14 protein-coding genes are annotated in these 11,504 nt (G+C 70.6%); 13 read left to right on the forward strand and 1 reads right to left on the reverse strand.

The features are described from left to right. The first annotated feature begins 67 nt into the window (after positions 1–67). From secY to truA, 11 genes are all read left to right on the forward strand, one after another. Positions 68–1,384, forward strand: a complete 1,317-nt coding sequence (gene secY, locus ACFVNO_RS13295; RefSeq protein ID WP_220563385.1) for a preprotein translocase subunit SecY — start codon at positions 68–70, stop codon at positions 1,382–1,384. Then, complete coding sequence (locus ACFVNO_RS13300) at positions 1,385–2,047, forward strand: adenylate kinase (RefSeq protein ID WP_355262712.1); 663 nt, start codon at positions 1,385–1,387, stop codon at positions 2,045–2,047. Continuing rightward, entirely contained in the window at positions 2,047–2,868 is an 822-nt protein-coding gene (gene map / locus ACFVNO_RS13305) for a type I methionyl aminopeptidase (protein ID WP_220563383.1), read from the forward strand. Before ACFVNO_RS13300 ends, map begins: the two co-directional genes overlap by 1 nt. Positions 2,869–2,934: 66 nt before the next feature. Further along, positions 2,935–3,396: a DUF1707 domain-containing protein gene (locus tag ACFVNO_RS13310; RefSeq protein ID WP_355262706.1), complete on the forward strand. Its 462-nt coding sequence runs from the start codon at positions 2,935–2,937 to the stop codon at positions 3,394–3,396. A 349-nt stretch (positions 3,397–3,745) separates the two neighbouring features. Then, positions 3,746–3,967 (forward strand): translation initiation factor IF-1, encoded by a 222-nt coding sequence (gene infA / locus ACFVNO_RS13315; protein WP_013156135.1) that lies wholly within the window; start codon positions 3,746–3,748, stop codon positions 3,965–3,967. 46 nt (positions 3,968–4,013) lie between these two features. After that, positions 4,014–4,127 carry a 50S ribosomal protein L36 gene (rpmJ, locus tag ACFVNO_RS13320; RefSeq protein WP_073382354.1) on the forward strand — a complete coding sequence of 38 codons (114 nt, stop codon included), beginning with the start codon at positions 4,014–4,016 and terminating at the stop codon, positions 4,125–4,127. Between the two features lie 228 nt (positions 4,128–4,355). Continuing rightward, on the forward strand, positions 4,356–4,736 hold the full coding sequence (gene rpsM / locus ACFVNO_RS13325) for a 30S ribosomal protein S13 (protein WP_220563381.1): 381 nt from the start codon (positions 4,356–4,358) through the stop codon (positions 4,734–4,736). Between the two features lie 65 nt (positions 4,737–4,801). Next, complete coding sequence (gene rpsK, locus ACFVNO_RS13330) at positions 4,802–5,206, forward strand: 30S ribosomal protein S11 (protein ID WP_013156138.1); 405 nt, start codon at positions 4,802–4,804, stop codon at positions 5,204–5,206. Positions 5,207–5,393: 187 nt separating this feature from the next. After that, positions 5,394–6,416, forward strand: coding sequence for a DNA-directed RNA polymerase subunit alpha (locus tag ACFVNO_RS13335; RefSeq protein ID WP_220563380.1), 1,023 nt, complete (start codon positions 5,394–5,396; stop codon positions 6,414–6,416). 65 nt (positions 6,417–6,481) lie between these two features. After that, the gene (gene rplQ, locus ACFVNO_RS13340) at positions 6,482–6,991 is read left to right on the forward strand and encodes a 50S ribosomal protein L17 (protein WP_355262701.1); all 510 of its coding nucleotides are present in this window, start codon (positions 6,482–6,484) and stop codon (positions 6,989–6,991) included. 120 nt (positions 6,992–7,111) lie between these two features. Continuing rightward, positions 7,112–7,948: a tRNA pseudouridine(38-40) synthase TruA gene (truA, locus tag ACFVNO_RS13345; protein WP_355262952.1), complete on the forward strand. Its 837-nt coding sequence runs from the start codon at positions 7,112–7,114 to the stop codon at positions 7,946–7,948. 95 nt (positions 7,949–8,043) lie between these two features. On the opposite strand, the gene ACFVNO_RS13350 is transcribed toward truA, so the two are convergent. Next, the gene (locus ACFVNO_RS13350; RefSeq protein WP_378892235.1) at positions 8,044–9,444 is read right to left on the reverse strand and encodes a hypothetical protein; all 1,401 of its coding nucleotides are present in this window, start codon (positions 9,442–9,444) and stop codon (positions 8,044–8,046) included. Positions 9,445–10,396: 952 nt separating this feature from the next. On the opposite strand from ACFVNO_RS13350, the gene rplM reads away from it, so the two are divergent. Next, entirely contained in the window at positions 10,397–10,846 is a 450-nt protein-coding gene (rplM, locus tag ACFVNO_RS13355; RefSeq protein WP_220563378.1) for a 50S ribosomal protein L13, read from the forward strand. A gap of 37 nt (positions 10,847–10,883) precedes the next feature. Beyond that, positions 10,884–11,393 (forward strand): 30S ribosomal protein S9, encoded by a 510-nt coding sequence (gene rpsI / locus ACFVNO_RS13360; protein ID WP_220563377.1) that lies wholly within the window; start codon positions 10,884–10,886, stop codon positions 11,391–11,393. Positions 11,394–11,504: the final 111 nt, after the last annotated feature.

Raw genomic sequence — 11,504 nt, forward strand, 5'->3', positions numbered from 1 at the left:
ACGACGATTCAGGATCGGCCGCGATGTCTGGAATCCGTTCCGCCGCCGAAGCCGCGCAGGAGGAGACGTGCTAGGTGCGTTCGTTCGTGCATTCCGCACGCCCGACCTGCGTAACAAGTTGCTGTTCACACTGTTCATCCTGACGCTGTTCCGTCTGGGTTCGGTGATCCCCGCGCCGGGTATCGACTCGGCCGCGATCCGCGACCAGATGGAGATCATCACGGCGGGCGACCAGTCCGGTGTGTACGCGCTCGTCAACCTGTTCAGTGGTGGCGCCCTCCTGCAACTGGCGGTGTTCGCGCTCGGTGTGATGCCCTACATCACCGCGAGCATCATCATCAACCTGCTGACGGTGGTCATCCCCCGCCTGGAGGCCCTCAAGAAGGAGGGCCAGGCCGGGCAGAGCAAGATCACCCAGTACACCCGCTACCTGACGCTGATGCTCGCGGTCCTGCAGGCCACCAGCATCGTCGCCATGGCCCGGACGGGCGCCCTGTTCCAGGGGGCCATCCCGGTCAGCTCCTACATGCCCAACCAGGACATCCTCACCCTGGTGACCATCGTCTTCGTGATGACCGCCGGTACCTGCATCATCATGTGGTTCGGCGAGCTCATCACCGAGCGCGGCGTGGGCAACGGTATGTCGCTGCTGATCTTCACCCAGGTCGTCGCGATGTTCCCCGCCTCGATCATGAGCCTCTACCAGGAGCGCTCGGTCTGGATCTTCACGGTCATCTGCATCGCGGGCCTGGCCCTGATCGCGGCCGTGGTGTTCATGGAGCAGGCCCAGCGCCGCATCCCGGTCCAGTACGCCAAGCGCATGGTGGGCCGCCGGATGTACGGGGGCAGCTCGACCTACATCCCCCTCAAGGTGAACCAGGCGGGCATCATCCCCGTGATCTTCGCCTCCTCGCTGCTGTACCTCCCGCAGCTCCTGGTCGGCCTCCTGGGCCAGGACTCGGACAACCGCGTGGTGAACTTCATCTCCACGTACTTCCTCACCGGTACACACCCCGTGTACATGGTGACCTTCTTCGTGATGATCGTCGGTTTCGCGTTCTTCTACGTCGCGATTACCTTCAACCCCACTGAGGTCGCCGACAACATGAAGAAGTACGGTGGTTTCATCCCGGGTATCCGACCAGGGCGTCCGACCGCCGAGTATCTCGACTTCGTGCTCACCCGGCTGACGACTCCCGGCTCTCTGTACCTGGGTGTGATCGCTCTGCTGCCGATGGTCGCCCTGGGCGCCACCGGCGCCGCCAGCGCCAACTTCCCGTTCGGCGGTACGAGCATCCTGATCATGGTCGGTGTCGGGCTGGACACGGTGAAGCAGATCGAGAGTCACCTCCAGCAGAGGAACTACGAAGGTTTTCTGCGATAAATGCGTGCTGTATTGGTGGGGCCGCCTGGGGCCGGCAAGGGCACCCAGGCCCAGATCCTCGCGGCCGAGCTGTCGATCCCGAAGGTGTCCACAGGCGACATCTTCCGGGCCAACGTCAGCGGTGGCACGGAACTCGGTAAGAAGGCCAAGGAGTACATGGACCGGGGTGACCTCGTCCCCGACGAGGTCACCAACGCCATGGTCAAGGACCGGCTCGCCCAGGACGACGCGGCCGGGGGCTTCCTGCTCGACGGGTTCCCCCGCAACGTCCCCCAGGCGGAGACGCTCAAGGGCATGCTCCGCGACCTCGACACCCGGCTCGACGTCGTCCTGGAACTGAGGGTCGACGAGGACGAGGTCGTGCGCCGGCTCTCGGGCCGCCGCTCCTGTCCGCAGTGCGGCCGGGTCTACCACGTCGAGTACGACGCCCCCGAGACCGAGGGGCGCTGTGACGACGACGGTGCCGAGCTGTACCAGCGCGAGGACGACCGCGAGGAGACCATCCGCCACCGGCTGAAGGTCTACCGGGAGCAGACCGCCCCGCTCGTGGAGTACTACGAGAAGGAGGGCCTGCTGGCCACCATCGCGGCCACGGGTCCCGTGGCCGAGGTGACCGGCCGGGCCATGGCCGCCATCGAGGGCAAGGCCGGGGCCGGGTCCTGATGTTCGGCAAGGCGAACGGCGTGCAGATCAAGACGCCGGAGCAGATCGCCCTGATGAGGGAGGCGGGCCGGGTCGTGGCCCGCGCCCTGGACACACTCCGGGCCGCGGTGCGGCCCGGGGTGTCCACCCTCGAACTGGACGCGCTGGCGGAGAAGGTCATCCGCGACGCCGGCGCGACCCCCTCGTTCAAGGGCTACCACGGGTTCCCCGGCTCCATCTGCGCGTCCGTCAACGAAGAGGTCGTCCACGGCATCCCCGGCGCCGACCGGGTGCTGGCCGAGGGCGACATCATCTCCATCGACTGCGGGGCCGTCCTGGAGGGCTGGCACGGCGACTCGGCGATCACCGTCGCGGTCGGCGAGGCCCGCCCCGAGGACCTGCGGATGATGGAGGTCTGCGAGGAGTCGATGTGGCGGGGCATCGCCGAGCTGCGGCCCGGCAAGCGCCTGGGCGACATCGGCCACGCGATCGACCACTACATCTCCGCCAACGGCGGCTACGGCAACGTCCGCGAGTACGGCGGCCACGGCATCGGCACCGAGATGCACATGGAGCCGCACGTCCTCAACCACGGGCGCCGGGGCAAGGGCCTCAAGCTCGTCGAGGGCATGTGCCTGGCCATCGAGCCGATGACCACCCTGGGCCGCCACGACGTCCTCCAGCTGGACGACGGCTGGACGGTGGTGACCCGGGACGGCAGACGCGCCGCGCACTTCGAGCACTCGGTCGCGATCACCGCGGACGGCCCGCTCGTGCTCACCGCCCGCGAGTCGGACCGGGATAAGATCTCTCGAATGGGATTCGTCCAGCCCGCCTGGTAGGCCGGGCCCGGCTCCCGCCGCCCGGCGCGGGGGACGGCAGCACTCACGGGATGCGAGGTGCGCGCAGTGTCCGACCCGGTTCCGTCGACCCGTACGTCCGATGCCGACCGCGACCGCGTCGCGCAGCTCCTCCAGGAGCACTTCGCGCAGGGGCGGCTGGACCACGAGGAGTTCACCGAGCGCCTGGGCCGCGCCTACAAGGCGCGGACCGTGGACGAGCTCGAGGTGGTCACCCAGGACCTGCCCGAACGCGACCTCGCGGAGGTCCGCGGCGCCGCGCCGCGCCGGGAGGAGGGGGCGGCCCCTCCGGTCCTGACCCTGCGCGACCCGGCGCTGATGGTGCCCTGGATGCTCTACGCCGGGGTCAACGTCCTGTGCTTCGTGATCTGGTTCATCCTCTACCTCACCACGGACTACGACTACCCGTGGTTCCTGTGGGTCCTGGGACCCTGGGGGATCGTGATGTCCGTCGTCACCGTCGGCGTCCTGGCCACCGGCCGCGGCCGCCGGGACGAGATCGGGGAGTAGCCCCGCCGGGCGCGGGCCGGGGCGGAGCGGGGCCCGAGGGGGCACGGGCCGGGAAGAGAACGGCAGGCCGCGGCGTTGTGGCCGGGGGCGGTACGGGTCGCGGTCCGGAGTGGTTGCCCCGAGGGGATAGACTGTCATTGCCCATACGCGGGCTGTTGGGTCAGTCTGCCTTCTTCGCACCACGTCCTTCCAGTGACGTACCGCTCTTGCAGTTGGCCCGATCTTCCAGTGTCCTCGGTGTCGGCGACGCGGGTCTCCCCGTCGTCGGTGCCTTCGCGTCGTGTGAAGGGACACCGGGGTCGCGTCGGGTTGTCATGATCGACCAGTTGATGAGCGAGGCGTGGAGGACATGGCCAAGAAAGACGGCGCCATCGAGATCGAGGGCTCCGTTGTCGAGTCCCTACCCAACGCGATGTTCAAGGTAGAGCTCGACAACGGGCACCAGGTCCTTGCCCACATCAGCGGCAAGATGCGGATGAACTACATCCGCATTCTCCCCGACGACCGCGTCGTCGTGGAGTTGAGCCCGTACGACCTCACGCGCGGGCGCATCGTTTACCGCTACAAGTAGACCGTCCGGGCCCCACGGCCGGGACGGCTCCGAGTTCGGAGTCACCATGAAGGTCAAGCCGAGCGTCAAGAAGATCTGCGCGAAGTGCCGCGTGATCCGTCGCAACCGTCGGATCATGGTCATCTGCGCGGACCCGCGGCACAAGCAGCGCCAGGGTTAACCACCCCGGCCCGCCGGCCGCGGCTTCACGCCGCAGGACCCGATCGGGGGAGTGCCCCCGGTGCGGGACCGCATCACACAACGAACAACCTGTTCCGATCTCCGGGCGCCGCGCGACGCGGCCGGCCCGGGGAGAACCCCCGGTCGGAGGCCGGGGCCTCGTCGATTGGGCGACGAGAGGGTGGAGCGGGTCAGACCTCCGCGAAGGCATGGATGGAGTTTCGCCCACATGGCACGTATTGAAGGCGTCGACCTTCCCCGCGACAAGCGGGTGGAGATCGCTCTCACGTACATCTTCGGGATCGGCCGCACCCGCGCGCTCGAGACCCTGAAGGAAACCGGTGTCGACGGCAACACCCGCGTGTACCAGCTGTCCGAAGAGGACCTGGTCAAGCTGCGCGAGTGGATCGGCGCGAACTACCAGGTCGAGGGTGACCTGCGCCGCGAGGTGCAGGCCGACATCCGTCGCAAGATGGAGATCGGCAGCTACCAGGGCATCCGCCACCGCCGTGGCCTCCCGGTCCGCGGCCAGCGCACCCAGACCAACGCGCGCACCCGCAAGGGCAAGAAGAAGACCGTGGCCGGTAAGAAGAAGGCCGGTAAGAAGTAGTCCGCTCGGACCTTTCGACCGCGTCCGAGACAACAACGGACCGATGATCTCTGGGAGTTTCGCTCATGCCGCCTAAGGGCCGTCAGGGTGCCGCGCGCAAGGTGCGCCGCAAGGAAAAGAAGAACATTGTCCACGGACACGCTCACATCAAGAGCACGTTCAACAACACGATCGTGAGCATCACGGACCCGACCGGTGCCGTGATCTCGTGGGCCAGCTCCGGCCAGGTGGGCTTCAAGGGTTCGCGCAAGTCGACCCCCTACGCCGCGCAGATGGCCGCCGAGGCCGCCGCCCGCCGCGCGCAGGAGCACGGCGTCCGCAAGGTGGACGTCTTCGTGAAGGGGCCGGGCTCGGGCCGCGAGACCGCCATCCGCTCGCTGCAGGCGACCGGGCTGGAGGTCGGCTCGATCCAGGACGTCACCCCGGTGCCGCACAACGGCTGCCGTCCGCCCAAGCGCCGCCGGGTCTGATCCCGGCCGTGGCGCCCGCGGTCCTATCCACGCGGGCGCCCCGCCGCGCTTGAACCCGCGCCGGCCCCGGAGACGCTCCGGGACCGCGCGGGACGGGTAGGAATCCGAGTGGGAATGCGGGCACCTCGCCGGTGCCCGTCGGTGGCCGTCAAATAGCGGGCGGCCATGTGGAAGGGAAACACGGACCATGCTGATCGCACAGCGTCCCACGCTGACCGAGGAGCCGCTCTCGGACCTGCGCTCGAAGTTCGTCATCGAGCCGCTGGAGCCGGGCTTCGGCTACACCATCGGAAACTCTCTGCGCAGGACCCTCCTGTCCTCCATCCCGGGTGCGGCCGTCACCAGCATCCGGATCGAGGGCGTCGAGCACGAGTTCACCACCGTGCCCGGTGTCAAGGAGGACGTCACGGAGATGATCCTCAACCTCAAGGGCCTGGTCGTCAGCTCCGAGCACGACGAGCCGGTGCTGATGTACCTGCGCAAGCAGGGCCCGGGTGTGGTGACCGCCGCGGACATCGCTCCGCCGGCCGGTGTCGAGGTGCACAACCCCGACCTGCACATCGCCACGCTCAACGGCAAGGGCAAGCTGGAGATGGAGCTGACGGTCGAGCGCGGCCGCGGCTACGTCTCGGCGACGCAGAACAAGCAGGCCGGGCAGGAGATCGGTCGGATCCCGATCGACTCCATCTACTCGCCGGTCCTGCGTGTGACCTACAAGGTCGAGGCCACCCGAGTCGAGCAGCGCACCGACTTCGACCGCCTGATCGTCGACATCGAGACCAAGCCCGCCATCCGTCCCCGTGACGCCGTGGCGAGCGCCGGTAAGACGCTGGTGGAGCTGTTCGGTCTGGCCCGCGAGCTCAACGTCGACGCCGAGGGCATCGACATGGGCCCGTCGCCGACGGACGCCGCCCTGGCGGCCGACCTGGCGCTGCCGATCGAGGACCTCAACCTCACGGTCCGGTCCTACAACTGCCTCAAGCGTGAGGGCATCCACAGCGTCGGTGAGCTGGTTGCCCGCTCCGAGCAGGACCTGTTGGACATCCGCAACTTCGGTGCCAAGTCCATCGACGAGGTGAAGCAGAAGCTCGTCGACATGGGCCTGTCGCTGAAGGACTCCCCGCCCGGATTCGACCCCGGCACCGCGGCCGACTCCTTCGGCTCCGATGACGACGAGGGCGAGTCCTTCGTCGAGACGGAGCAGTACTGACCTTCGTCGCCCCATGGTCCCCGGCCGAGTGCGGCCGTGGACCGCATCACTAGGAGAACGACACCATGCCCACGCCTACCAAGGGCGCCCGTCTGGGTTCCGGGCCCGCTCACGAGCGGCACATCCTGGCGAACCTCGCCACCTCGCTGTTCCAGCACGGCCGCATCCGCACCACTGAGGCCAAGGCCAAGCGCCTGCGCCCCTACGCCGAGAAGCTCATCACCCTCGGCAAGCGCGGTGACCTGCACGCCCGCCGCCAGGTGCTGACCAAGATCACGGACAAGTCCGTGGTGCACGAGCTCTTCACCGAGATCGGCCCGCGCTACGAGAACCGCCCCGGTGGTTACACCCGTATCACCAAGGTCGGTCCGCGCAAGGGCGACAACGCCCCGATGGCGGTCATCGAGCTGGTCGAGGCGCTGGCCGCCAAGCCGGCCGCCGCCGCTGCCCCGGCCGAGCCGGTCGAGGAGACCAAGGCCGAGGAGGCCCAGGTCGAGGAGACCAAGGCCGAGGAGAGCGCGGAGGCCACCGAGGCCGCCGAGGCCCCGGCCGAGGAGAACTCCGAGAGCAAGTAGGTCGGGTGTGAGGCACACGGGCGCATCCCGGGTGCACACCGACCGGACGAGTGCCCGATCCCGCAGGGGTCGGGCACTCGTGTTTTCCGAGGTGTCGATGGGACCGATGTGACGGACGAGATGAACGAGGTGCCGGAGCCGGCGATCCGGATCCGGTTCGACGTGGCCTATGACGGCACGGACTTCTCCGGGTGGGCGGTACAGCCGAACCGGCGCACCGTCCAGGGCGAGCTGGAGTCCGCCCTGGCCCGGGTGCTGCGCCTGCCCCAGGTGTCGCTGACCTGCGCCGGGCGCACCGACGCCGGGGTGCACGCCCGCGGCCAGGTGGCCCAGGCCGACGTGCCCGCGGGGACGTGGGAGCGCGAGGGGGAGCGGGTGCTGCGCCGGCTGGCCGGCGTGCTGCCGCCCGACGTGCGGGTGTCCGCCGCCCGTCCGGCCCCGCCCGGGTTCGACGCGCGCTTCTCCCCGCTGTTCCGCCGCTACCTGTACCGGGTGAGCGACGCGCCCTACGGGGTGGACCCGCTGCTGCGCCGGGACGTGCTGTGGCACAAGAACCCGCTGGACGCGGACCGCATGAACGCGGCGGCCGAGCGGCTGCGGGGGGAGCACGACTTCGCGGCGTTCTGCAAGAAGCGGGAGGGGGCCACGACCATCCGCGAGCTGCTGCGCCTGGAGTGGGAGCGGGTGGGCCCGCACCTGCTCCACGGCACGATCCAGGCGGACGCGTTCTGCCACAACATGGTCCGCGCCCTGGTGGGCTGCCTGCTCGCGGTGGGCGACGGCCGCCGCCCGGTCGACTGGCCCGCCCGGGTGCTGGGCGCCGCGGTGCGGGACCCGGCCGTGCACGTGGTCGGCCCGCAGGGGCTGAGCCTGGAGGAGGTGCGCTACCCGGCCGACGAGGAGCTGGCCGCCCGCGCCTCCGCCACCCGCCGCGTCCGCGAGCTGCCCTGCCGGTAGGGGGCGCCGCCGGCCTGGCGCCCCTCAGGGGGCGCCCGGGAAGAACACGAAGGGGACGTCCGCTCGGACGTCCCCTTCGGCTTCGGCGGTGCGGGTCAGCCGCGGTCCTCGGACAGCCGGTCGTAGGCCGTCTCCAGGAAGCCCTCGCTGACCGGGGCCAGGTCCTCGGCGCCCTCTTCGCCCCCGTCGCTGTTGGTGGCCAGGGAGAAGAGCAGGTACCGGCCCCACTGGCCGCCGCTGCCGTGGCCGCCCGCGTGCCCCAGGCGCTCGGCGGGGGAGCCCTCCTCGCCGGCCAGCCCGGCGAACCACTGGGCGTCGTTCAGGTTCTGGGCGTCCAGGGCGGTGGCGGCGCTCTCGGCGTCGGCCATCGCGGCGACGCCGACGGTGACGGCCTGCCCCTCGTCCTCGCTCAGGTAGGAGGCGCGGACCAGCTGGCGGCAGCCGTTGTCGGCGAGCACGGTGCCGTAGTCGCCGTGGGCGCCGGCGGCGCAGTCCTCGGTCTCGTCCACGGCCACCCGGGAGAACGAGCCCTGGCCCTCGATCTCCAGGGTCTCGGGGAAGAGGGTCTCGGCGGCCAGCGCCCCCGGGTCGTCGTCCTCGCTGGAGACGGTGGTGGCGTTGCCGGAGGAGCCGCCCAGGCCGCCGCTGGCGAAGTAGAAGGTCCCGCCGCCGACGAGCACGAGGGCGACGGCGAACCCGCCGATCATCAGGGCCTTGCGGCGCTTGGCGGCCCCGTCGTCGTAGGGGCCGTAGTCGTCGTACCCGCCCTCGTAGTCGTCGTAGTCGTCGACGGCCCGGACGTCGAACTGGGCGGTGTCCGCGCCGGCGTCCTCGGGGACCTCGTCGCGGAAGAGCGGCCGGTTGTCGCCCCGGCCCGCCGGGACGGCGGAGATCTGCTGGGTGGCGCCCATGGCGTCGGGCGGGAACACCGGCTCGGGCGCGGGCGGGCCGGGGGGCACCGTGCCGGGGGGCGGGCCCATCGGCGCGCCGGGCGCCGGCGCCATCGGGGGCCGGCCGCCGGTCGGGGCGGCGTACGGGGCGGGCGGCAGTTGGCCGGGCACGGGCCCCTGCTGCGCGTGGGGACCGGGGGCCTGGGGGGCCTGCGGGCCGGTGCCCGGCGGGCGCGGGGCCATGGACGGCTGGCCGCCGGTCGGCGCGGCGTACGGCGCCTGCGGGGCCTGGGGGAGCTGCGCCTGCGGGTGGGGGGCGTGCGGCACCGGGGGCCGGGCGCCCGGCCCCACCGGCGCGCCCGGCGGGTTCTGGACCGCGGGCGGCGGCCCGCCCTGGGCGTGGGTGGGAGGCAGAGCGCCGCCCTGCGTCTGGTTGGGCGGCGGTCCGCCCTGGGCCGGTCCGCCGTGGTTCGGCGGGGGCGGCAGGGGCGCGCCCGGGACCGGGCCGCCCTGGGTCTGGTTGGGAGGCAGCGGTCCGCCCGGGACCGGCCCGCCCTGCGTCTGGGTGAGCGGGAGGGCTCCGCCCTGCGTCTGGGTGGGCGGCATCGGCGCGCCGGGAGGGTTCTGGGCCGGGGGGAGGGGCGCGCCCTGGTACTGTCCGGTCGGCGGGGTGCCCGCGGGCCGGGTGTACGGGCTCTGCGGCGCCTGCGGGCCCGAGGGAGCGCCGAGGGCTCCGGAGGGGCCCTGCGTCGGCGCCTGAGGCGTCTGCGGCCCGGAGGGGGGCCGGTGCCCCGGGTAGGCCGGGTGCGGCCCGCTCGGGGCGAATGGGGCGCCCGGCGCCTGCGGCCCGGAGGGGGCGCCGTGCCCGGGGAGGGGCTGTCCTCCCTGAGAGGGCTGCGGCGGCTGCGCCTGCGGTGCCCGGGGAGCGGAGGGGTACTGGGGGTGTGCGGGGGCGGAACCGAGCAGGTCTTGGCCGTCACCGGGCTCCGGCCCGTCGGGACCGTACTGCGGCGGGTTCGGATGGGTACTGATGGGAGTCTCCGGAGGCGTTGGGGATGGGACTTGACCAAAGCCCGTGCCCGCGGTTTTTCCGCTGGCGCGCCGGGGTGACGGGCATCTCGTCGGCGCCCGTCGTTCCGGGCGGAGACCGGCCTTTCGGTGCAAGGGTAACCAACACCCGGGCGCGGAAAGGACGAAGCACTCCGCGCAACGGGCATAATGAAAGGCGGAGAGGTCACGGATGTGACCCCGTGCCGGCGCTTTCCCCGCCGAGCGTGGTCCTGCCGGTCTGCCCCAACCGCTGGCTTTGACCTGCGCGACGGTGGCCAGTAGGATATTCCGTCGTGCGTTTGAGTTGCCGTGGGCCCCGGGACATCCACTGATCCCGGTGCCGATCCACGCACCATCGTCTGCGCACTCACCACCGGATCGTCCTGACGATGTGGCACGGGACGTCCGGTCCAAACGCCCCGCGCCCGCGGGTGTGTTTCGTAATACGAGTCCACCATCCCGAACCAGGGGGATGGGGCAGCCGACTGAAGAGCGAAGGCAAACGATCGTGCGCACCTACAGCCCCAAACCAAACGATGTTCAGCGTCAGTGGCACGTCATCGACGCCACCGATCTCGTGCTCGGGCGTATGGCGAGCCAGGTTGCCACGCTCCTCCGGGGCAAGCACAAGGCGTACTACGCGCCCCACATCGACACCGGCGACTTCGTGATCGTCGTGAACGCCGACAAGGTCGCCCTGACCGGCAAGAAGCTGGAGCAGAAGCGGGCCTACCGGCACTCCGGCTACCCCGGCGGTCTGCGTTCCGTCGGCTACGCCGAGCTGCTGGAGAAGAACCCCGAGCGGGCCGTCGAGAAGGCCGTCAAGGGCATGCTGCCCAAGGGCTCCCTCGGCCGCCAGATGGCCAAGAAGCTGAAGGTGTACTCCGGTCCGGAGCACCCGCACCAGGCCCAGCAGCCGGTCCCGTTCGAAATCACCAAGATCGAGCAGCCCGCCTAGGCGTTCGCGAGACTTCACAGAGAACACGAGGAGAACCGTGGTCGAGCCCACCGGTATCGAAGACATCGAGCAGGAGTACGCCGAGAACCCGGAGGAGTTCCCCTCCGAGTACACGAGCGAGTCCGAGGAGACGGTCGCCGCCTACGTGCCGACCGCGTCCGGCCCCAGCGCCGGCACCGGCCGCCGCAAGACGGCCATCGCCCGCGTGCGCATCACGCCCGGCGCGGGTGAGTGGAAGATCAACGGCAAGCCGCTCGAGGTCTACTTCCCGGACAAGGTCCACCAGCAGACCATCAAGGAGCCCTTCGTCTCGCTCGGGTTCGAGGGCGCCTACGACGTCTTCGCCCGGATGAGCGGCGGCGGCCCCAGCGGCCAGGCAGGCGCCCTGCGCCACGGCATCGCCCGTGCGCTGGCGTCCCTGGACCCGGAGAACAACCGCCCGACCCTCAAGAAGGCCGGTTTCCTGACCCGCGACGCCCGCGAGGTGGAGCGCAAGAAGGCCGGTCTCAAGAAGGCCCGCAAGGCGCCGCAGTTCTCCAAGCGCTAAGGCTCATGCGCCGGCTCGCGCTCGGCTGAGCTCCGACCCGTACGCCGTCCCCGACACTCGGGGGCGTCGTACGGGTCTTTCCTTTTCGCGTGGCTTGTCGGTCACACTGAT

The organism is Nocardiopsis sp. NPDC057823 (assembly GCF_042797335.1).
GTDB lineage: Bacteria > Actinomycetota > Actinomycetes > Streptosporangiales > Streptosporangiaceae > Nocardiopsis > Nocardiopsis changdeensis.

Bases quoted from the DNA above. Each gene is read 5' to 3' on its own strand.
- ACFVNO_RS13300 (WP_355262712.1), top strand. From the start codon at position 1,385: ATGCGTGCTGTATTGGTGGGGCCGCCTGGGGCCGGCAAGGGCACCCAG.
- map (WP_220563383.1), top strand. From the start codon at position 2,047: ATGTTCGGCAAGGCGAACGGCGTGCAGATCAAGACGCCGGAGCAGATC.
- infA (WP_013156135.1), top strand. From the start codon at position 3,746: ATGGCCAAGAAAGACGGCGCCATCGAGATCGAGGGCTCCGTTGTCGAG.
- rpmJ (WP_073382354.1), top strand. From the start codon at position 4,014: ATGAAGGTCAAGCCGAGCGTCAAGAAGATCTGCGCGAAGTGCCGCGTG.
- rpsM (WP_220563381.1), top strand. From the start codon at position 4,356: ATGGCACGTATTGAAGGCGTCGACCTTCCCCGCGACAAGCGGGTGGAG.
- rpsK (WP_013156138.1), top strand. From the start codon at position 4,802: ATGCCGCCTAAGGGCCGTCAGGGTGCCGCGCGCAAGGTGCGCCGCAAG.
- ACFVNO_RS13335 (WP_220563380.1), top strand. From the start codon at position 5,394: ATGCTGATCGCACAGCGTCCCACGCTGACCGAGGAGCCGCTCTCGGAC.
- rplQ (WP_355262701.1), top strand. From the start codon at position 6,482: ATGCCCACGCCTACCAAGGGCGCCCGTCTGGGTTCCGGGCCCGCTCAC.
- truA (WP_355262952.1), top strand. From the start codon at position 7,112: ATGAACGAGGTGCCGGAGCCGGCGATCCGGATCCGGTTCGACGTGGCC.
- ACFVNO_RS13350 (WP_378892235.1), bottom strand. From the start codon at position 9,444: ATGCCGCCCACCCAGACGCAGGGCGGAGCCCTCCCGCTCACCCAGACG.